General features: G+C 68.9%; 30 protein-coding genes and 1 pseudogene. 14 read left to right on the forward strand and 17 right to left on the reverse strand.

The window, feature by feature from the left end:
- The 13 genes from AB0I15_RS22915 to AB0I15_RS22975 all read left to right on the forward strand — a co-directional run bounded on the left by AB0I15_RS22915 (position 1) and on the right by AB0I15_RS22975 (position 10,316).
- The gene (locus tag AB0I15_RS22915) at positions 1-297 is read left to right on the forward strand and encodes a hypothetical protein (protein WP_358098800.1); all 297 of its coding nucleotides are present in this window, start codon (positions 1-3) and stop codon (positions 295-297) included.
- Positions 294-743, forward strand: coding sequence for a hypothetical protein (locus tag AB0I15_RS22920; RefSeq protein ID WP_358098802.1), 450 nt, complete (start codon positions 294-296; stop codon positions 741-743). The genes AB0I15_RS22915 and AB0I15_RS22920 overlap by 4 nt, the downstream gene beginning before the upstream one ends.
- A 3-nt stretch (positions 744-746) precedes the next feature.
- Entirely contained in the window at positions 747-1,154 is a 408-nt protein-coding gene (locus tag AB0I15_RS22925) for a hypothetical protein (RefSeq protein ID WP_358098805.1), read from the forward strand.
- A gap of 12 nt (positions 1,155-1,166) precedes the next feature.
- A complete protein-coding gene (locus AB0I15_RS22930) occupies positions 1,167-1,589 on the forward strand; it encodes a hypothetical protein (protein WP_358098808.1) in 423 nt (140 codons plus the stop codon).
- 143 nt (positions 1,590-1,732) lie between these two features.
- Positions 1,733-4,102, forward strand: coding sequence for a hypothetical protein (locus AB0I15_RS22935; RefSeq protein WP_358098811.1), 2,370 nt, complete (start codon positions 1,733-1,735; stop codon positions 4,100-4,102).
- A gap of 1 nt (position 4,103) precedes the next feature.
- Entirely contained in the window at positions 4,104-6,851 is a 2,748-nt protein-coding gene (locus AB0I15_RS22940; protein ID WP_358098814.1) for a hypothetical protein, read from the forward strand.
- 17 nt (positions 6,852-6,868) lie between these two features.
- Positions 6,869-7,105, forward strand: a complete 237-nt coding sequence (locus AB0I15_RS22945; protein WP_358098817.1) for a hypothetical protein — start codon at positions 6,869-6,871, stop codon at positions 7,103-7,105.
- A gap of 4 nt (positions 7,106-7,109) precedes the next feature.
- Positions 7,110-8,030 (forward strand): hypothetical protein, encoded by a 921-nt coding sequence (locus tag AB0I15_RS22950; protein WP_358098820.1) that lies wholly within the window; start codon positions 7,110-7,112, stop codon positions 8,028-8,030.
- Positions 8,027-8,485 (forward strand): hypothetical protein, encoded by a 459-nt coding sequence (locus tag AB0I15_RS22955; protein WP_358098822.1) that lies wholly within the window; start codon positions 8,027-8,029, stop codon positions 8,483-8,485. The genes AB0I15_RS22950 and AB0I15_RS22955 overlap by 4 nt, the downstream gene beginning before the upstream one ends.
- Positions 8,482-8,922, forward strand: a complete 441-nt coding sequence (locus tag AB0I15_RS22960) for a hypothetical protein (protein WP_358098825.1) — start codon at positions 8,482-8,484, stop codon at positions 8,920-8,922. Before AB0I15_RS22955 ends, AB0I15_RS22960 begins: the two co-directional genes overlap by 4 nt.
- A complete protein-coding gene (locus tag AB0I15_RS22965; protein ID WP_358098828.1) occupies positions 8,922-9,230 on the forward strand; it encodes a hypothetical protein in 309 nt (102 codons plus the stop codon). The genes AB0I15_RS22960 and AB0I15_RS22965 overlap by 1 nt, the downstream gene beginning before the upstream one ends.
- Entirely contained in the window at positions 9,227-10,021 is a 795-nt protein-coding gene (locus AB0I15_RS22970) for a peptidoglycan recognition family protein (protein ID WP_358098831.1), read from the forward strand. Before AB0I15_RS22965 ends, AB0I15_RS22970 begins: the two co-directional genes overlap by 4 nt.
- Before the next feature lie 55 nt (positions 10,022-10,076).
- On the forward strand, positions 10,077-10,316 hold the full coding sequence (locus tag AB0I15_RS22975) for a holin (RefSeq protein WP_358098834.1): 240 nt from the start codon (positions 10,077-10,079) through the stop codon (positions 10,314-10,316).
- Positions 10,317-10,376: 60 nt separating this feature from the next.
- Here the strand turns inward: AB0I15_RS22975 and AB0I15_RS22980 are convergent, their stop codons facing one another.
- The 4 genes from AB0I15_RS22980 to AB0I15_RS22995 form a co-directional block, all read right to left on the reverse strand.
- On the reverse strand, positions 10,377-10,661 hold the full coding sequence (locus AB0I15_RS22980; RefSeq protein WP_358098837.1) for a hypothetical protein: 285 nt from the start codon (positions 10,659-10,661) through the stop codon (positions 10,377-10,379).
- 148 nt (positions 10,662-10,809) lie between these two features.
- Complete coding sequence (locus tag AB0I15_RS22985; RefSeq protein ID WP_358098840.1) at positions 10,810-11,085, reverse strand: hypothetical protein; 276 nt, start codon at positions 11,083-11,085, stop codon at positions 10,810-10,812.
- Positions 11,086-11,146: 61 nt separating this feature from the next.
- Entirely contained in the window at positions 11,147-11,392 is a 246-nt protein-coding gene (locus AB0I15_RS22990) for a hypothetical protein (RefSeq protein ID WP_358098842.1), read from the reverse strand.
- Positions 11,393-11,395: 3 nt separating this feature from the next.
- The gene (locus tag AB0I15_RS22995) at positions 11,396-11,644 is read right to left on the reverse strand and encodes a hypothetical protein (protein ID WP_358098845.1); all 249 of its coding nucleotides are present in this window, start codon (positions 11,642-11,644) and stop codon (positions 11,396-11,398) included.
- A gap of 87 nt (positions 11,645-11,731) precedes the next feature.
- On the opposite strand from AB0I15_RS22995, the gene AB0I15_RS23000 reads away from it, so the two are divergent.
- Positions 11,732-12,931 carry a helix-turn-helix transcriptional regulator gene (locus tag AB0I15_RS23000; protein WP_358098848.1) on the forward strand — a complete coding sequence of 400 codons (1,200 nt, stop codon included), beginning with the start codon at positions 11,732-11,734 and terminating at the stop codon, positions 12,929-12,931.
- 84 nt (positions 12,932-13,015) lie between these two features.
- Here AB0I15_RS23000 and AB0I15_RS23005 read toward each other — a convergent pair whose 3' ends face one another.
- The 13 genes and pseudogenes from AB0I15_RS23005 to AB0I15_RS23065 form a co-directional block, all read right to left on the reverse strand.
- Positions 13,016-13,246, reverse strand: coding sequence for a hypothetical protein (locus tag AB0I15_RS23005; RefSeq protein ID WP_358098851.1), 231 nt, complete (start codon positions 13,244-13,246; stop codon positions 13,016-13,018).
- Between the two features lie 105 nt (positions 13,247-13,351).
- A complete protein-coding gene (locus AB0I15_RS23010; protein ID WP_358098854.1) occupies positions 13,352-13,585 on the reverse strand; it encodes a hypothetical protein in 234 nt (77 codons plus the stop codon).
- Positions 13,586-13,811: 226 nt separating this feature from the next.
- Positions 13,812-13,973 (reverse strand): hypothetical protein, encoded by a 162-nt coding sequence (locus tag AB0I15_RS23015; RefSeq protein WP_358098857.1) that lies wholly within the window; start codon positions 13,971-13,973, stop codon positions 13,812-13,814.
- Between the two features lie 126 nt (positions 13,974-14,099).
- Positions 14,100-14,255, reverse strand: a complete 156-nt coding sequence (locus AB0I15_RS23020; RefSeq protein ID WP_358098859.1) for a hypothetical protein — start codon at positions 14,253-14,255, stop codon at positions 14,100-14,102.
- Between the two features lie 176 nt (positions 14,256-14,431).
- Positions 14,432-14,698 (reverse strand): hypothetical protein, encoded by a 267-nt coding sequence (locus AB0I15_RS23025; RefSeq protein ID WP_358098862.1) that lies wholly within the window; start codon positions 14,696-14,698, stop codon positions 14,432-14,434.
- Between the two features lie 56 nt (positions 14,699-14,754).
- A pseudogene (locus tag AB0I15_RS23030) lies at positions 14,755-15,039 on the reverse strand (HU family DNA-binding protein); the annotation flags it as partial.
- A 69-nt stretch (positions 15,040-15,108) separates the two neighbouring features.
- Complete coding sequence (locus AB0I15_RS23035) at positions 15,109-15,300, reverse strand: hypothetical protein (RefSeq protein ID WP_358098865.1); 192 nt, start codon at positions 15,298-15,300, stop codon at positions 15,109-15,111.
- Between the two features lie 61 nt (positions 15,301-15,361).
- Positions 15,362-15,547 (reverse strand): hypothetical protein, encoded by a 186-nt coding sequence (locus AB0I15_RS23040; protein WP_358098868.1) that lies wholly within the window; start codon positions 15,545-15,547, stop codon positions 15,362-15,364.
- Positions 15,544-15,723 carry a hypothetical protein gene (locus AB0I15_RS23045; RefSeq protein ID WP_358098871.1) on the reverse strand — a complete coding sequence of 60 codons (180 nt, stop codon included), beginning with the start codon at positions 15,721-15,723 and terminating at the stop codon, positions 15,544-15,546. The genes AB0I15_RS23040 and AB0I15_RS23045 overlap by 4 nt, the downstream gene beginning before the upstream one ends.
- A 132-nt stretch (positions 15,724-15,855) precedes the next feature.
- Positions 15,856-16,110, reverse strand: coding sequence for a hypothetical protein (locus AB0I15_RS23050; RefSeq protein WP_358098874.1), 255 nt, complete (start codon positions 16,108-16,110; stop codon positions 15,856-15,858).
- A gap of 280 nt (positions 16,111-16,390) precedes the next feature.
- Positions 16,391-18,586, reverse strand: a complete 2,196-nt coding sequence (locus AB0I15_RS23055) for a hypothetical protein (protein ID WP_358098877.1) — start codon at positions 18,584-18,586, stop codon at positions 16,391-16,393.
- The gene (locus AB0I15_RS23060; RefSeq protein ID WP_358098880.1) at positions 18,583-18,909 is read right to left on the reverse strand and encodes a hypothetical protein; all 327 of its coding nucleotides are present in this window, start codon (positions 18,907-18,909) and stop codon (positions 18,583-18,585) included. Before AB0I15_RS23060 ends, AB0I15_RS23055 begins: the two co-directional genes overlap by 4 nt.
- Positions 18,909-19,379 (reverse strand): DUF3307 domain-containing protein, encoded by a 471-nt coding sequence (locus tag AB0I15_RS23065; RefSeq protein WP_358098883.1) that lies wholly within the window; start codon positions 19,377-19,379, stop codon positions 18,909-18,911. Before AB0I15_RS23065 ends, AB0I15_RS23060 begins: the two co-directional genes overlap by 1 nt.
- Between the last annotated feature and the right edge of the window lie 36 nt (positions 19,380-19,415).

Here is a 19,415-nt window from a genome sequence, read left to right on the forward strand (position 1 = left end):
ATGGCCTTCACCGCGTGCACGACCGGCACCGTCGCCCTCTACACCGTCGAAGGTGACGACGAGCATCTGCTCGCCATCCCCGTCGAAGCGTGGAACGAGGCCGGGGCCGCCTGCGTGGCCGGGCTCAAGGGCCTCATCGTCGCCGACACCCGACCGGGCTTCCTGCGCCTGGAGCAGGCGTCGCAACCGCTCCCCCGCCCCGGCAGAGCGGCGAGGGAACCTATCCGCTTCGGGCCGCCCGCCCCGGGCAAGCCTCGCCCGCGCGATCCCGAGCTACCGAGAGGGGGCGTCCGATGAGGCGCGTCAACAGGATCATGCCGGCCATGCCTGCGCAGGCGTACAAGACGTACCAGATCGTGCAACCGTTGGCGACGCACTTCCGGGCCGCCACCTGCGAAGAGGTCGCCTGCGGGGCGCACGAGCGCGGCTGGCGGACCCTGGTGGACGAGACCGTCGAGCTTGGTCAGCGGCAGGCGCACTACATCCGCCGCCTGGCCGGCCGCCGCTTCGTCGAGGAGCGCACTGCGGAAGGGCTGACCGCGTTCACGTTCGAGCCGGGTCAGCGGTGCTTCCAGCAGCATCAGCAGCCGCTCGAACGGGAGCCGTTCTACTTCGTGCGCGGTGGCGACTGGCGAGGCAACCCCACCCGGGTCGCGCCGTTCAAGCATCGCCGCGGCGATGACTGGGTGGAGGACTTCGCCGGCCATCAGGACCGCCTCGCGCGGCAGATCGAGAGGGGATAAGCCATGGCCAAGGAGAGCGGCCTCGGGTGGGCGACGCTGAGCGTGGATGACAGCAGCGGCACCCCGCGAGCCATCAAGAACGACATCACCAACTTCGAGATGGCGACGCCCAGGGCGGTCCAGGACGTGACGGGCGTCGACAAGAGCGCGATGGAGCGGCTGCTGCTGCTCGCAGACATGAGCGTCACGTTGAACGGCGTCTTCAACGACGCCAGCAACATGAGCCACGACGCCCTCAAGACCGTCCCGTCCACGTCGGTGGCTCGGACGACCACGCTCACCCACTCCGGGCAGACGCTCGCCGGCGAACTGCTCTACACCGACTACGCCCTCACCCGAGCAGCCGATGGATCACTGACGTTCCAGGCGCCCGGCGTCCTCGCCGACGGCACCGTCCCCACCTGGGCCTGAAAGGCGGCTGGCATGGGCTACAAGCGGAAGACCACTGTCAAGCTCACCTGGGCGGACGACACCGAACTCGCCGGATTCGAGGTCCGCGCCAAGCGCATCTCCGTGCGCAAGTTCCTCGCCCTCGCCCCCCTGCTCGAAGCCGACCTCGCCTCCTACTCGAAGGAGGAGGTCGACCAGATGCAGAACCTGTTCCTCAAGTTCGGCCGGGAGCTCGTCTCCTGGAACTTGGAAGACGACGACACGGGCGAGGCGATCCCGTGCACGCCGGACACCTTCCTGGATACAGACCTCCAGCTCGCCATCGAGATCATCACGGCGTATGGCCAGAACATCGTTGGAGTGTCGCCCCCTTTGGACAGTCCGTCGCCCTCTGGCGCGCCGTCCCTGGAGGCGTCACTGCCGATGGAGACATTGTCACCGAGCCCGACGAGCTGACCGAAGCCCGCTGGATCCTCGCGCAGTGCACCCGCTTCGGGTGCCTGCCCAGCCAGCTCATGAAAGAGGACGCCGAGCTCATCAGGCTGCTCAAGCTCGAAGCGCTTGCCGGGCCGGCCGATCAGGGAGAGGGGGTGTAGGGCATGGCCAACGAGGTCGAGATCGTCATCACTGGCCGCAACAAGGCGAAACCCGCCGTGCAGGACGCCAAGAAGGACGCCGACGGGCTCGCCAAGAAATATGAGGAGACGTCGAAGCGGTCGACCTCCGCCCTGTCCCACATCCGTGACGCTCTCCGGTTCGGCCTGCACGACGCCATCGCCGACGTGCACGGCGAAACCAACCGCATCTCGAGAGGCTTCCGGGCTGCGCAGGAGTCGGCCACCGCCTCGTTCGACAAGATCAAGGCGGACGCCCGGGCCAAGCTGCGCAACCTGTTCCAGGCGGAGGACGGCAAGAGCATCGGCCGGAAGATCGCGGGCGGGATCGGCGGCGGCATGCTGGCCGCGCTCAAGGGCGTGCTGAGCACGCCGGTGGTCGGCACGGTCGTCGTCGCCGCGCTCGCGGCGGGCCTGGCCGGTGGCGGCATGACGCTGGGCGCGATCCTGTCCGGCGGCATCGTCGCCGGGTTCGGCGCGGGGCTGGTCGGCCTGGGCGCGGCTGCGCTGCTGCACGTGGAGGAGATCGACGACGAGTGGTCGCAGGCTGAGCAGAAGCGGGCGGCCCGCTTCAACAAGAGCGCGGAGAAGCTGCGGGTCGGCTGGCGTGATCTCAACCGCGACATCATCAGCGGGATCCGGCGGGCGGCTCAGCCGCTGCTGCCGGTGCTGGACGCCGTCCAGTCGACGTTGCGCCGGGTGGGCCGCGAGTTCGAGCCGGTTTTGGCGCAAGGATTCAAGATCGCCAAGGGTCCGCTGAAGCGCTTCATAAAAGATCTAGGTGACGCGTTTCTGCAGCTCAAACCCGCAGTCGCCCCTGTCATGGCCTCCTTCGGCGAACTGCTCGACACGCTCGGCCCCAGCCTGCCCGGCCTATTCGAGAGCATGGCCGAATCGATCATCGAGCTAGCCGGGATCGTCTCCGAAAACCGCGACCTGATCTCCAGCCTCTTCCTCGGCCTGCTCATGTCCATCCCCTTCGTGATCAACCTGGTAGGCGACATGGCCGCCGCCTTCCGCGGCTCCCTGGTGTTCGTCATGGGGCTGATGGACGGCCTGCTCGGCATCATGCAGGGCGTCATGGAGGCCATCGCCAAGATCCCAGGCCCATGGCAGGAGAGCGCCGCGGCGATGGCCGCATCGCTGGCCGTCACCCGCGGCGAGCTCGGCGCGCTCCGCTCCGACGTCGAATCCTTCCCCGAGCAGGTGCGCCTTGAGGGCGAGATCTCCGACCTTGAAGGAAAGATCGCGACGGCGAAGGCGAAGCTGAAGGACCCGAAGCTGACCCGTCCCGAGCGGGCGAAGATCCGCGCGGAGATTTCCGACCTACAGGCGAAGGTGGCCCAGGCCAGAGCAGCGCTGGCCAGCCTCCAAAACAGGACGGTGTTCGTCGACACCATCTACCGGCGCAGCGGCATCGGCGTCGGCACCGTCCTGGCGCCGGGCCACGCCCACGGCGGTGTCATCGGCGGACTGGGCGGCATCCGCAGGTTCGCGCAGGGCGGCGTGTCCGGCAGTGGCTCATCGCTGGCCATGGTGGGCGAGCAGGGGCCCGAACTGGTGCGGCTCCCGGTCGGGTCCAGCATTACCGGCGCCGGCCAGACGCGGGCGATGCAGCAGTCCGGGTTCGGGTCGATCAGCATGGCGTTCCGGTCGGCCGGCCAGCAGGGCGGCTCAGCGCTGGGAGGGCTCGGCGACTCGCTCCGCGAGGTCCTGTCGTTCCGTGAGGCGCTCGACAAACTGACGTCCAGCATCTTCGGCCAGGAGCGTGCCCTCAGCTCCTACGAGGCCGCGTGGGACTCCGCGAAGAAGAGCCTCAAGGACAACAAGAAGACGCTCAACATCAGCACCTCAGCGGGGCGGGAGAACCGCGGCGCGCTGCTGGCCTTGGCGGAGGCGGCGCAGGAGGTGGTGGTCGCGATGCGCGAGCAGGGCCGCTCCTCCACCACCGTCATCGCCAAGATGCGCGAGCAGCGCGCCGAGTTCATCAAGATGGCCCGCTCCATGGGCCTGTCCAAGAGCAAGGCGTCCGCGTTGGCGGACCGGTACGGGCTCACCACCACGGCGGTGAAGACCGCCCTGTCGGGCAAGGCGTCGGGCGGCGTGGCCGGCGGCATGACGCTCGTGGGCGAGCGCGGCCCGGAGCTCGTGAGGCTGCCCTTCGGCAGTCAGGTCACATCCGCCAACCAGACCGCCGCGGCGCTGGCGGCCGGCGGCGGGAGCGGAACGTTGACCGTCGTGCTTGAAGTGCGGGGCGGCCAGTCGGAGTTCGACCGGTTCATGGCCGCATGGATCCGCAGGTTCGTCCGCGTCAAGGGCGGCGGCAGCGTCCAAACAGCGTTCGGGAGAGGATGACATGGCGTTCCCCGAAGACGTGCTCCCCCTCGCCGTCGAACTCTGGCTGGGCGGCTCCTGGGTGGATGTCCCGAGCCACGTCTACCGCCGCGACATGATCAACATCGAGCGGGGCCGTGCGGACGAGGCCGGCCAGGTGGGCGAATCCACCTGCACCCTCACCCTCAACAACCAGTCCGGCGACTACAGCCCGCGCAACCCCCTCGGCCAGTACTACGGGACGCTCGGCAGGAACACGCCGATCAGGGTGGCCGTCGAACGCGGCCCCACCTATCTGGCGCTGCCCGGCACCGCCGGCGACAAGATGACCTGCCCCGACGCCGCCGCGCTGGGCATCACCGGCGACCTCGACGTACGCATCGACTGCACGCTCGACGACTGGCACGCCGGCTCCGACCTGGCCGCGAAGTGGGTGGCCACCGGCAACCAACGCTCGTGGGCGCTGTACATCAACGCCGACGTGCTCGTCCTGGAATGGTCGCCGACCGGCAGCGCCACCACCCTGTCGTCTTGGACCACCGTGGACGTGCCGTTCCCCGCGTCTGGCCGGCAGGCCCTGCGCGCGACCTTGAACGTCAACAACGGCTCATCGGGCCACACCGTGACCTTCTACCGGGCCGACACGATCGACGGCGCGTGGGAGCAGCTCGGCGACCCCGTCGTCACGGCAGGAACCACGTCAGTGTTCGACTCGACGGCCGGCATCGAGGTGGGCGACATCGCCGTCTACGCAGACGCTGCCACGGCGGGCCGCCTGCACGCGTTCGAGCTGCGCAGCGGGATCGGCGGGACGGTGGTCGCGAACCCTGACCTGCGTATCCAGGACCCCGGCGACACGTCGTTCGCGGACACCGCCAGCTCGCCGAACACCTGGACCATCGCGGGCGGAGCGTTCATCAGCAACCGCCGCTACCGCTTCCACGGCGAGGTCAGCTCGTGGCCGCCCCGCTGGGACATCACCGGCGAGGACGCGCACGTCCCGATCGTGGCCTCCGGCGTCCTGCGCCGGATCGGGCGAGACGACACGGTCCTCGGCTCCGCCCTCTACCGCGGCCGCATCTACGACACCGCAGGGCTGGTCGCCTACTGGCCGATGGAAGACCAGCAGGGCGCCACGTCGCTCGCCCCGGCCCTTGACCACGAGCCGCTCGCCATCATCGGCAGCCCGGAGCTCGCGTCCTACGACGGGTTCGTCGCCTCGAACCCCATCCCCGTCCTGGCCGGTGCCGAGCTGCGCGGCTCAGCCCCCGCCTACACGGACAGCGGCAGCACGCAGGTCCGGTTCATCGTCGCCATCCCCGACGCCGGCGCCGAGAACGACCAGGCGCTGCTCACCGTGTACACGACCGGCTCGGTGCGCAGATGGGAAGTGCATTACGGGACGGGCTCCAACGGGACGCTCGGGCTGCGCGGCGCGGACGCCAGCGGCACCACCCTGTTCGACACCGGCGACGTGAATTTCGGCGGACTCAACGGCAAGCAGCTGATGATCGGCATCGAGATGGTGCAGGACGGCGCCGACATCGACTACAACCTGCTCGTGCTGGAGCCGGGCGCGACGACCGGCGATCAGGTACCCGGCACGCTCGCCTCCAACACCGTCGGCCGGGTGGGCGCGATGGTGGTATCGCCGGCGGGCGGCCTGACGGCGGTCGCCATCGGGCACCTGTCCGTGCAGAACGTGATCACCTCCCTGTTCGACCTCGGGGCGCAGTTGGAGGGATGGAAGGGCGAAGTAGCGGGTCGCCGCATCGAACGGCTCTGCGCAGAGGCGGGGCTCGCGTTCCGCGGGATCGGCGACTTGGACGCCACTGCGAGGCTGGGCGTTCAGCAGCCGGCCACGCTGATCGCGCTGTTGCGGGCGGCAGCCGACACCGACGGCGGGATGTTGTTCGAGCCGCGCGACGTGCTCGGCCTCGGGTATCGCACCCGCGAGAGCCTCTACAACCAGACGGCGCGGCTCGGCCTCGACTACGAGCAGCATGAGCTAGCGCAGGCTCTCGCACCGGTGGATGACGATCAGGCAATCGTCAACGACATCACCGCCACGAGGGAGGGCGGCTCCAGCGCGCGGGCGGTGCAGGAGACCGGCGCCTTGTCCGTGCTGCCGCCGCCGGCCGGGGTGGGGCGGTACCCGCAAGAGGTCGCCGTGGCGGTGGAGTACGACCTCGACCTGTTCGAGCAGGCCGGATGGCGGCTGCATTTGGGCACCGTCGATGAGGCGCGTTATCCGCAGCTCGCGCTCAACCTCGCCCATGAGAGCTTCGCTGGCGACGCCGATTTGACGGACGCGGCGCTGCTGCTGGAGGTGGGCGACCGGGTCACCGTTGCGAACCCTCCAGCCCAGATGCCGCCGGAGACGATCGCGCAACTGGTGCAGGGCTACAGCGAGGAGCTCGGCAATTTCGAGCACTCCATCGACCTGAACTGCTCGCCGGCCAGCCCGTACGAGGTGGCCATCTACGACGTGCAGGGCCGGTACGAGTCGTACGGAACCACCACCAACGAGCCGCTCGATACGACGGAGACCGGGGTCGATGTCACCACGCCCGTGGGCCCGCTCTGGTCGACGGCCGCATCCGGGTTCGACATCCTCGTCGGCGGCGAGCGGATGACCGTGACCGCCGTCGGCTCGGCGACCGGCACCGTGCAAACCCTCACCGTGACCCGCAGCGTCAACGGCGTCGTCAAGTCGCACGCCTCTGGCGTGGAGGTCCGCATGTTCGTCCCCGCCATCTACGCCCTATAGGAAGGAAGGCAGCAACCATGGCCTACGTTTGGACACCCAACACGCCGGAGTACCACGACCAGATCGGCCAGTTCACGATCAGCAACGGGAGCATGACCCTCGACGTTGATATCCAGAACGCAGGCGAGGGATGGTCAGAGGCCGGCTACGCCACCATCATGGGCCAGATCGTGGACGCCCTGGAAGGAGCGGGCCTCACTCTCGGTGCCATCCGCCTGATGGGAAGCGCCTCAAAGACGCTGACCGAGGTCTAGTCTCATGCCGAACATCCTGGTCGGTGCGCCCATCGCGGCAGCGGACCGTCCGGCATCGGCCTGGGCGTCCGACACCACGGCCAACACCGACATCAGCTCGACGTCGTTCATCGCGGGCACGCCCACTGTGTCCGTCACCTTCACCGCGCCCACCAGCGGCGCCGTACTGCTCAGCGTGGGCGTCGCAGGAGCCGATAACGGCGGCACCAACCGCATCCACCTCGCCCCTGAGGTGCGCGTCGGCACCGTGGCCGGCGCGGTGGTGCTGGCGGCCGACGTGACCAGCCGGGGTGTGGGTCTGCCTGGCGAGTCGTCCGCCAACGTGCACCGCAGCAGGACGACCCTGCTCACGGGGCTGACCCCGGGCACCACCTACTTCGCGCGGACGATGCACAAGGTGTCCGGCGGCTCAACGGCTGACATCGCGGTCCGGGAGATCACCGTCATCCCCACACCGCTCGGCTCGTCGTTCGCGGGCCGGCCAGTGCGCGCGCTCGACTATCCGCCCGCGGCGTGGGCGCAGGACACGACGCAGATCAACAACCCCAGCAATAGCGGCTACATCACCGGCACACCCGAGGTCAGCTTCACCTTCATCGCGCCCACGAGCGGCCGTGTGCTGATCGTCGTCGGCGGCGGGCTCGGCAACGGCGCGGGCGGCGACCGCGTCTTCCTGTCGCCGGAGGTGCGGCTGACCAACTCCTCCGGCGCGCTGGTGCTCTCCCCGAGCGTCACCAACCGGGGCTTCGGCAGCGACATCGCGGCCGGGGCCTTCCATTACGGGTCGCGCGAGAGCGTGCTCGAAGGGCTCACACCGGGCCAGCCCTACTACGCGGTCGTCAAGTACGCCGTGCAGACCGGCGACGCCGGATCGAGCACGCAGGACATCGCGGCGCGCGACATCACGGTGGTGCCGCTGCCATGACGATCCAAGCAGGCGACTTGACGCGCACCCTCGCGCCCACGGCCTTTTTCCACGACGACACGATCCTTACGGAGATCGCCAACACCAGCTACGCCACCGGGACCCCGGAGATCGGTGTCTACTTCGTCGCCCCACCCTCCGGCAAGATCAGGTTGACGATCGGCGGCGGTTTCAGAGACAACGGTGCTTCCTTGGACAGGATCTTCCTGTCGCCGCAGCTGTTCCGTGACAACGCCGACGGGGCCGAAGTCCTCGCTCCCAGCGTTACCCTGCGCGGCTACCTGTCTCTCAGCAACAACACGGCCTTCCAATACGGCTGCAGGGTCTCTCTCATCGAGAACCTGACGCCGGGCCAGATCTACTACATCCGCACGATGCACCTGGCCACGCCGGGCACCGACCCCGACACCTCCGACATCGCCGCCCGCGACCTCATCGTCATCCCACTGCCATGACCAGCGCCCACGAGCGAGACCGCGATCCCCTCGGCCGGCGCATCCGGGCGCGCATCGGCCGGCGCGGCGCCTCGTTGGCGTTCTTCGCGCTCGTGGATCTCGCCTACGCCTCGGTGATGGCCTGGGCGCCGCCCGAGGTCACGCCGGGCAGCTCGGCCGCCGTCCTGGCCAGACTGATGCCCCTGGCCGCCTGGGCGATCCCGTGGGCCGCCGTGGGCCTGCTGTGTGCTGCCCATGTCTGCGCCGCGCGGGATCTGGTGGCGTTCGGGGCTGCCTCGGCGTTGTGCGCGGGCTGGTCGGTGATCCACCTCGCCGGGTGGGCGTTCGGCGTGATCGACCGAGGGTTCGTCACCGCAGTGGTCTGGGGCGGGTTCGGCGCCTTCATTCAGGTGATCGCCGGGTGGGGTGAGCCCGCTCGCCCAGATCGGGGGGCGTGATGGATACGACCGCGGTCTTGGTGGCCGTCATCGGATCGGTGGCCAGCATCGCGGCCGCCATCATCACCGCCCGTACGGCCAGCCGCGGCGCGCGGTCGACCGAGAGCGTGGCCATGCGGCAGATCGAAGCCGACGCGTTCAAGCGCGCCCGGGAGACCTATGACGATGCCTTGGACCGCCAGGCGTCGCAGATCAAGGAGCTACGGACCCAGATGGCCGCGCTTCAACGCCAGGTGATCGCCCTCACCCGGCAAGTCAGGGGCGCGGGCCTGGTGCCCGTCATCGGCAGTGAGGAGGACGCCCCATGAACATCACGACCAGGGACGAGATCGGGTGGGGTCCGACCGCCGCGGCGTCGGCGCATCCCACGAAGGGGATCGTGATCCACTACGACGGCTCCAATCAGGGGCTCGCCGGCAAGCCGCACGCCGCATGCCTGGCCTACTGGCGCCGCACCCGCACCTTCCATATGACCAGCCCTGACCGCAAGTGGCGGGACATCGGCTACAGCTACGCCTGCTGCCCTCACGGCGAGGTCCTGGAGGGCCGCGGCTTGGGGCGGGAGCAGGCCGCGCAGCCCGGCGGCAACACGACCTGGTACTCGGTGACGCTCATGTCTGGGCCGGCCGAGCTGCCGACCGACGTCCAGATCGAGGCGGTGCGCGAGCTGCGCGCCTACCTCATGTCGAAGGGCGTCGGCGGCGGGGTGAAGGGTCACCGCGACTTCATCTCTACGACGTGCCCGGGAGGCCGGCTCTACGGGCTGATCAAGGACGGCACCTTCAGCAAAGCACCGAACGAGGAGGACGACATGCCCGCAGACGAGATCTACCGGGCCGCATGGGAGCAGGACCGCATGCCGGTCCCGTACGGCAGCGCCACGAACGGCAAGTGGAAGCCGGCCAGCGTGCTGGTCGACCACGGGGTGAAGCTGCGCCAGATCCTGGCGGCCGTCGAGGCGCAGGGCGCCACCATCCGGGAGCTGGTGGCCGCGCTCGCCCAGCGCGACCAGGAGATCGACGTGGATGCCCTGGTGGGGCGGATCGAGACGGCGATCGAGGGCATCACGGTCCGCCTCGACGTCCCTGACTCCGCCTGACCGGGCATACCGCCCGGCAGGTCCAAAAATCCGACCTCCAACGAGGGAGATCATCATGGGAAACCGAAGGCTTCTGACCGGCGCTTTCTGGGGCGACGCGGCAGAGCGAATGATCCGCGCCGCCGCGGCCTCCGCGCTCGGCATGCTCGGCGCCGACCAGGTCGGCATCCTCGATGTCGCCTGGAGCGGCATCGGCTCGGTCGCGGCCATGGCGGCCGTGGCGAGCCTGCTGGCCTCCATCGTGGCCGGCACGACGACCGACCCGGAGACTGCGGGATTCTCCACCACGCGATAGCCGAGTGGGACATGCGGACGCCCCCGCCCATTAGGGTCGGGGGCGTCTCTGCGGTCGTGGTCAGGCGACCGCGACGGCGACGGCCATGACCATGCTGCACATCACCAGGGTCGGCACCGCGGTCGGGTGCAGGTCTCCGAATCGCCTCATATGCGCGAAGGACATGACAGCGGACACGGCGGCCAGGGCGACGATGAGCCACGACGGCCATTCGCCCACCAGGGCTGCAATCCACGGGCGCCTCCATGCCACGACGGCCGCCGCGCTGATCACGCCCAGCAGGTAGAGAAGACACATGCGGCGCAACCTGGCCAGGTCTTGTTCGGATGTGGCACCTGCGTCCACCTCAACAACCTCCGATCGTCGGACTCTGTACTGGTATGTGGTCCCGCCCGTCCGCCTCCAGACGAGCGGGACCGCAGCCGGCCGCCACGGGGTGCGGGCTGCCGGATTCCGCCCTGGCCCCGCCTGATAGCGCAGGCGGGGCCAGGAGCTATCGAGGCACCCAGAACTCAGACGCCCTGGCGTTGTGCACGAGGGACGTCTGCCACGCCAGTGTCGCCGCGAGCGCGATCGCGTCAGGCTGCCGAACCCATTCCGCCACCCCTGACGCGCGCATCCGCTCAGTGACCGGCCGCCGCAAGGTGGCCCACCACAGCAGGCCGGACTCATCGTGGGCGATCCCGATATCCCACCCCGGATACGTGACGGACAGGACGGACAGTTGCTGGGCGGTCCGCATCTCGGCATCGAAAGCGCTGTCATCCATCGGTCATCCCTCGGGACGCGACCCCATCAGGTGCGCGCCGTAAACGTAGATCGGCTGGCGTTCATGGCTGGGCCAGCAGGAAGTTCAAGGCGCGCTCCAAGAGCCTGCGCGTCTCGTCCGTCGGGAGGTCCTCGCCGGCCAGGAGCCGCTTGTGCGCTTTCCGCAGGTCGAAGTCGAGCGTGTGGGGGTCCTCCCGCCGGACGAGCAGGCGCGGGATGTGACCCAGCCAGCGGCGTTCCTCGTCGTCCTCGGCTTCCCACCGCAGGGAGACCGCGCCGTCGGAGTGCGCGGTGACGGTCTCGATCATGTGTCAGTCCCCACTGAACGTCCCCCGCCGGAAGAGCATCAGGTTCGGGGCGTAGCGGTAGGACGGCGGCCAAACGTGGCGATCGAGGCGCACCACATCGAGGCTCCCGACCGCGTCCGGCGCCAGCTCTTTGAGTGCCGCGAACAGCAGTGTGACTGCCCGTTCGGGGTGGCCGGTGATACCGCATTGCCCTCGGCCGCGGCGGTTGTAGGCGCGCCACGAGTAGAAGGCGTTCGTGTCACGTTGTTGCACGGATCCATCAGAGCCATAACCCGCAGGTCTCAGGAAGAGGACAATGGAGGCGCACCCCGTATCCGCCGTATCCCGGAGGTTCCTGAGATGGGTGACGCCTCGGCCTGGGCCGCCCTGCTGCGCACCGAGCGGACCCGGCGCGGCTGGTCGCAACGCGACCTCGCACGCGAGCTATCGGCGCTCGCGGACAGGCCCCTCCCGAAACTTGAGAGCGTCATCCGCCGGATCAGAGACCACGAAGGCGGCAAGCACCAGCCGGACGACGAGTACACGGAGCTGTATTGCCGCGTGTACGGGTTGAGCGAGCACATCCTGTTCAGCAACGCCGGCGAGCCGGAGTCAGATGACGAGATCGCCGCGATGGAGCTCGCTCGCCGAGCAGCCGCCAGCGACGTCGGGGGCGAGACCCTGCAACGGCTGGAACTCGCGGCAGACGACCTGGCGTCGGCCTACCCCAGCACGCCGCCCGCGCAGTTGCTTGGACGTGTCCGGCGGCATCTGGAGTATGTGACCCGGCTCATGGACGGGCGGAAGACGATCGCCGAACACCGTCGCCTGCTGGTCGTCGGCGGCTGGCTGTCTCTGCTCGGCGCCACCTGCCACATCGACCTCCGCCAGCACGTGCTGGCCGCAGCACGTCTACGGACGGCCGCAGATCTGGCCAGGCATGCGGAACACGCCGAGCTGGCCGCTTGGTGTGTGGAGACGCGGGCCTGGCAAGCCCTCATCCTGGGCGGCTATCGAGAGGCGCTGACCTTGTCGCAGGGGGCGCAGGCGCTCGCCCCTCGCGACAGCTCAGCGTTCATCCAGGCGACTGCGCAGGAGGGGCGGGCATGGGCGCGGCTGGGGGATGGTGCCGCGACTCGTGCCACGTTGACGAGGGTGCATCGGCTGGTTTCCCCGCTACCGGTGCCGGAGCGCCCTGAGCACCATTACCAGTACGACCCCGCCAAGAGCGAGGCGTACACGGCGACCACGCTTTCGTGGGTGGGGGATCCTGCGGCGGTGGGGTATGCCCGCCAGGTGGTGGCGCGTTTGGAGTCTCCGGGTGAGGGGTTGCCGCGGCCTCGCCGGGCTGCTCTCGCGCGTTTGGATTTGGCGTTGGCGCTGCTCGCCACTGACCAGCCGGAGGAGGCGGCGCACATCACCATGGCGGCGGTGGGGAGTGGTGAGATCGTGCCGTCGAGCTGGTGGCGTGTGGCGGAGTTGGTGGCTGCAGTGGAGCGGCGCGGTCTGCCGGAGGCGGTGGAGCTCGGCGAGGTGTTCCGGGCGGAGATCGAAGATTGACGGTGGGGCGAGCCGCGTGGCTACGCTGGCATGAGAGAGCCCCGGCCTGCGGGGAAGCGGACCGGGGCTCTCTCATGGGTTAGATCAGAGAGCGTTGTACCGGGCGCCGTACCCCTCAGCGATGGCGCGCGCGGCCTTCTCCATGCTGAGGCCAGGCTGGATTTCGTCGCGGACCTCGACGACCTTTACGAACCGGCCGTCGTGGTACCTGACGACGATGCCCTCCGTTCCTGCGACATCCAGGCGGCCGTAGTCGCGTGCCTGCTCCTCGGTCAGCGTCTCGACCGTGACGGTCCAGTTGCTCATGTCCAGCACGGGGCGTCCTTTCGTGTGGGATCTGGCCAGGGTGGCGGAGGTCGTACGTCGAGTATGTGGGGCCCCCGGTCCGCAAGCAGCGGGACCGGAGCTCTCGCGTTTGGGCTAGGTCCACATCAGGTCATGGACCTTGGCCGGGTTCTTCTGTGCCAGAAGGGCTAGCTCCAGGTGGGTCATCCCGGCCTTCTGAGCGCCCTCCCAAACGAGTTTCGGGGACGCGGCTCCCACCACGAGTTGGAGGATGTCGGCGCAGTACAGCGCCATCGCGCCTGCGTCGTCGCCGTTCGCGTTGCCGACCTTCCGGGCCGCCGCTAGGGCTTTCTCGTACGTGAGCGACATGAACATCTCTCCTGTGGTCAGAGGTGAGTTGGCCGGAGCCCGTGGTGGCCTTTCAGCTCCGCCGACAGCCTCGACTGCTCGTCGGAGTTCTTCGCGCCCCGCGCTGTTGCGAGCTGCCGGAACAGGCCCCGGGCAGTCGAGCACTCGCGGCTGTAGCCGACCACGTACTTGCCGACCGCGACTACGCACCCGCAAGGCAGGTGGTGGTCGGTCACTGTCGAGGGCACTAGCTGCTCTCTCTTTGCTCGGGGTCCGAGTCGTCGTCAAACTTGCTGTCCACCCAGTCCGCGACCTTGGCCGCCGCCTTGGAGTCGGTCGTCTCCGCCGCGATGTGCGCGGCCACACCCGTCATGGCCAGGACAGCGCCGCGCAGGCCGTTGGTGTCCACGTCACGCCCCCGTCCTGCGCAGCGCGTCGGCGGGTCTGATGCAGTAGACCCATCTCTCAGGGCTGCAACGCCTCCCACGCGGTAGCGGCCAGGGCCTCAGCTCCCGACCGCACCGGTCACAGGTCCTCACGCGCCCGCTCCTCTCCGACGCAGGGCGTCCGCAGCTTGAGCTCGCACGCTCGTCGGGTCGTCCGGTCGGCCGTCCTGGTCGAGAGGGCCGTCGTAGCCCTGCTCCTCGCGGATGCGCTTCAGTTCCTGGTATCTCGGGTCGTCGTTGAACATCACAGGTCCTCCCAGAGGACGAACGTGCATCCGTCGCAGACCTGGATGGTGCTGTTCTTGTACATGGTGCTGCTGGTCGAGCCGCACTCGGGGCAGGCCATGGTGCGTCCTTTCGTGATGGGTGTGAGGGGGTGGTGACCCGGTCGCGCCAGGCCGGGGCCACCACGGGGAGGGGGTCAGTAGGAACGGAGTTGACTGGCCAGCCACGCGGCTGGGGCTTCAGCGTCGTCGACCAGCCAGTCCGCGGTGCGGTCGTTGACGATGGCCGCTATGGCTTTGACCGCTGCGTCGAGGTCCTCAGGAGTGTCGGCGGCGTAGCTCGCGCAGCGGGCGGCGGCTGCTCGGGCGTCCTCGTGGTCGCCGATGATCGCCTCGGCGACGTCGCCCGGGAAGTGCTTGCGCACGGCCGACCAGAGACGGTCGGGGATGTCTTTCGCTCGCATGGGCTACCTCGTGGTGTGTGGCGGCCCGGACCGTCCGATCCGGGCCGCGGCCCTCGTTAGGCGGCGCTGACGGCCTGCTTGAAGCCGGAGCCGGCCTTGAACGCGGGCACGTGCCGGTCGGGGACGTTGACGGTTCCGCCCTGCGGGTTGCGCATCTCGCCGCCTGCGCGGAACCGGCGCTCGAACGAGCCGAAGCCGGGGACGGTCACCTTGTCGCCGGCCGCCACGGCGGCCTGAACGACGTCGAGGGTGGCGTTGATGATGGCCGCCACGTCCGCCTTGCTGCGGTCTGTCGAGGTAGCGACGGTCTCGATGAGCTGGGTCTTGTTCATGTGGTGCTCGCTTTCTGAATCGTGGAGCGCTCTGCTCCGGGCACCCCGCCCGACCTGGCCGGGCGGGGACCCGCAACCTCAGCGGTGACGGGCGATGATCTCGGCCTCGCGCTTCAGGTAGGTGGCGTTGGTCATCGACGGGTCGGTGTCGGCCTGCTCGTTGAGCGCGTCGAGCTCCGCCCGCGCGGCCGGGTTGGATGTGTGCAGCCGACGGGCAGCGATGAGCTGTCCCGGCTTGACGAGGTTTAGCGGAATGTCGCGAAGTCTCACGGGGTCTCCTTGTGTTCTGTGGGTGCGGGGCCGGTCGCCCCGGGCCACCCCGGACGGCTGGTCAGACCTCCGGCGCCGGGCGGACGACGAGCGTGACGCCTGCTTCCTTCGCAGCCTTCTTGCGCCGCTCCAGGTCCTCGTCGCCGTACACGTAGCAAGGGCTGTTGACGATGTGTTCGGTAGGCGTCCATTTCCTGTCGCGCGGCGGGACGACGCTCACGAGATAGCGGGGGGCGGTGGCGGTCATAGCGCTGTGCAGTCCTTGGCGTGCTGGTTGGCTTCGGAGACGTGCCCGGTGTCCTTCAAGCCGCAGCCGCCGCACCCGTAGCTGCCCTGCGGGTCGCGGAGGTTCTCGTCGCCGGGCCTGACCTTCCAGATGACGAGGTTGTCGGTAGCGGTCTTGAATCTGTTCTCGCTCTTCACGGTGATCCCCTTCTTGATCTGCTGGTTGATGGGCCGGTCAGGTGACGCCGGTGCCGTTGCAGGTCTGGCCGGTCGTGGTGGAGCCGCTTCCGCCGCAGGAGTTGCACACGGCCCGCGTCGTCTTGAGGGGCTTCACCCGAACCACCGGCGCAGCCCCTTGCCCTTGGCGCCAGCAGCACGGAGCGCCTCCTCCTTCAGCTGGCCCGCCTTCTTGTCGCCGACCGCGCGCACGAGGTCCTTCTGCGCCCGCTCCTTCTGCTGGCGGGTGACGCCCATGTTGTTGCGGCCGTGGCCGTTGGCGGCGTTGGCCAGGTCGCGCAGGTGGTCGTTCTGCCTTCCTGCGTTCTTGGTGGCGGCGTACTTCTCGGGGTTCATGCGGTCGAACATGTTGTCTCCTGTACCGGTCGGATGTGTGGGGAATCTGTGGGAGCGGCTGCTCCGGGCATCCCTCCCGAGGGGTTGGGAGAGCACCCGCAACCACCCGCTCGCGGGCGTGATCGTGGAGTTAGGTCGCCGAAATCGAGTTAGGTTTCTAACTCCGGCCCCTCGCGGGGCTAATCAGGCGCTGACCTGCGGAAAGTTAGGTCAGTTAGATCGTCGGAGCGAGTTAGACCAGGGCCTCTGAGAGCCCCTCAGGGGCCGCTTCGAGGGGCGGAGGCGGGCTAACTTAACCCGCCTCCCCGTCGCCGCCCTGGCGCAGCGCGAGAGCCGCACGGACGTCCTCCGGATCGACCGGCCACTTGTTGCCGGTGGACGGCACCTTGACGCCGAGCTCGGCGAGCCATTCGACCAGGGCGCTGCCGGTCAGCCCCTTGTACGGCTGCCAACGCGGCGCCAAGTTCTGGAGCAGAGCGGGCAGCTTGGCCACACCGAGGGTCTCGCTACCCATGACCTCGGCCAGGTCTTTCAGGAGGTCGCGGGGAGTCTCGACGACCACCCGGGCCGGGCCGATCCCGGCGTCCTGGCGAATCTTCATGGCTCGCTCGGTGACAGCGGCGACTTGCGCGCCGGTCAGGTAGAAGGACCGCAGCAGGCCTGGCTTGGCCTGGAAGCCGCGAGCCATGCACGTGCCGACGTCGCCGGGGCTTTCCTCGGTCTTGGGTTCCAGGCCCACGGCGGAGATGCCGGCCTTGTAGCTGCCGGTGCCCAGCGCCGCGTCGTTGCTGGTGTGGTCTCCGATGGAGAAGCACGTCTTGTTGCTGATCACGGCCATGAGCTGACGGGGCAGGCTGGCCGTAGAAGGCGCCGGGGTGGCGAAGAGCACGGTGACGCCGTACTTGCGCGCCGCGAACACGAGATTGACCGCCAGGTCCTCGGCCTCCTCACCGAGCTCCGGGTGCATGAACAACGCCTGGCACTCGTCGACGACGAAGATCCGGGGCCGGAGCCGCTCGTCCTTCTCGGCCAGCTCGCGGGTCACCGCACGCACGTCGTCGCCGTACTCCTGGAGGGCGCGCCCGCGGACGGTCAGATCCTCGTACAGGTCGCGCATCGAGGCCAGGCACGCCTGGACCACCTCGGTGCCGGGCCCCGTAACCAGCTTCCGCAGTCGACGCTTCATCGGCTTGTAGTCCGCGTTCTCGGCGAGAACGAACACCTCGATCTCGGTCAGAGGGTCGAGCATCGCGCCGCACAACAGCGTGATGATCATCGTGGATTTACCGGAGCCCATCTGCCCGGCAAAGCTGTAGTTCTTCTCCGAAAGCAGGCCCTTGATGACCTTGCCGCGGATGTCGACCGCGCACGGCACGCCAGCGAAGTAGTCGGCGGTGCCGCTGGTGAGCAGCGGCCAGTCCGGGACCTTGCCTGTCAGGCTGCCCTGGTCGGCCACCCATAGATCGAGCACGCCGGGCTGCGTGCGAGGCTCAGTCGGCCAGACCTCCACCGGGAACCTGACAAGGTTGTGGGCCAGCACCTTCTTCTTGTCGTTGATCTTTTCTACGGTGACGCCCTGAGGCAGCTCAAGCTGCGTGCGCCAGCCGTTCCCGTCGCGTGTGGTCGGCATGACAAACCGCGGCTGCCAACCGGCCTTGATCGCCTTATCCAGCTTGGGCTCACCGAGGTTCTGAAGAGCCTTGAAGATGGCCCCCTCGTTCGGGAGGACCCCCCGTGCACCGCCGTCGGCAGCGCCGGGCGCCGTCGACCAGCTCACACCGCTGCTTCGCCGGTTGCCCTCCCGCCAGCCTGCGACTACGAGCAGCACCGGTAGCGCGACCAAGAACAGGCTCCAAGCCACCACCACGGCGCTGATCAGCCAGCGGATGACCCCACCCAGCCACACCCACACGTCTGTCCAGGCACCGGCCCCGGTCATCCACACGACGGTGGCCACGATGACGAGCAGGACCAGCACGCCGAGCAGGCAGCCGCCGGACAACATAGCCATGCGGAGGGCGAGCATCGGGAGCTTCATGAGCCGGTCGTGGCGGCGGTCGATCGCCTGCTGCCGCAGGCCGATCCACGCGGAGAGCGCCTCCGTGTTGCCCGTGGCGTCCGCGATGCGGATCTGCTTGCGGATCGCCCCCATGGTGAGGCCGTCGTACATGCGGACCAGCCATGAGTGCCAGCCGGCCAGGACGAGTCCACCGTGCCGGACGGTGGTTCTGACCGCCTTCTGGGCGCCCGGCGATGGGCGGACGACCATGACCCGGTCGACGACCACCGACGGCAGCAGGCGTGCACGAGCGGGCTGATCGGGCTCGTCGGAGACGATTTCGGCCTCGCACACCACCTCCTCGATCTCCTGGTCGGGGAGCGGCACCAGCTCATCGTGCCGCTCCTCGTCGAGCGGCAGGTCGGGCGCGTCGGCTGCGTCGCGAGACTGCACAAGCTCCAGGCGTCGCGGCTTGTCCGGCGCACTCACGCGGCACCTCCCACAGCGGGCCGCCCTGCCTCCATCAGCGCGCTGGCCAGCGCCTCGATGACGAGGACGACGCCACGGAACAGAGCTGGTACGGCGCGCCCAACCAGCTCGGCGGCAGGCACGCACAGCCGAGCCGCGTCGACGAGCACGAGCAGCGTGGCGATCGAGACGATGCGAAGGACGCTGAGCAGGCAGCGGAGCCAGCCGGCACGGCGGACCCGGGCGCGGATGTCGGCCCAGGTGCGGGTGTCGGTGGTGAGCGGCCGCAGGGACAGCAGGGCGAGCGTGAGGAGGACGATGGCGCCGATCAGGTAGTCGGACATCAGGAACCTCCGGTCATGATGAGGGCGGCAATGAAGAGCCACAGGATGTGGAAGGACTGGTCGAGGGTGTAGGCCCCGGTTCCCAGGTGGGGCTGGTCGTCGTGGCCCGGCCGTGGGGCGCCGAGCTGGTAGAAGTCGGCCTTGCCGAGCCGCGTGGCCAGCCCTGCGAGGGTGAAGCGTCGGTCGGCCCAGTAGTGCGACACGGCGTCCACGGCGAGGGCGGCGGCGAGGTAGCCGATGTGGATGTCGAGGCCCGTCACGAGGTTGAGCGCCAGCAGGGCGACCAGCTTGGTGATGGTGAGCGTGAGGACGTGGCGGGTGCACCAGATCCGGCCGGTCCAGCCGGGTGCGCCCTTGCCGCACGCCTGCCGGTGGGTCTGCACCCAGTGGTCGCCGAAGTGGTGGCCGACGTACAGGGCGCAGAAGGTGGCGGCGAACACGGTCAGCTTGGCGATGGTGTCGGCGGTCATGAGGACTGCCCTCCATCGGTGCCGGGCTGACCCAGC

Source organism: Nonomuraea sp. NPDC050643, from assembly GCF_040654715.1.
Taxonomy (GTDB): Bacteria; Actinomycetota; Actinomycetes; order Streptosporangiales; family Streptosporangiaceae; genus Nonomuraea.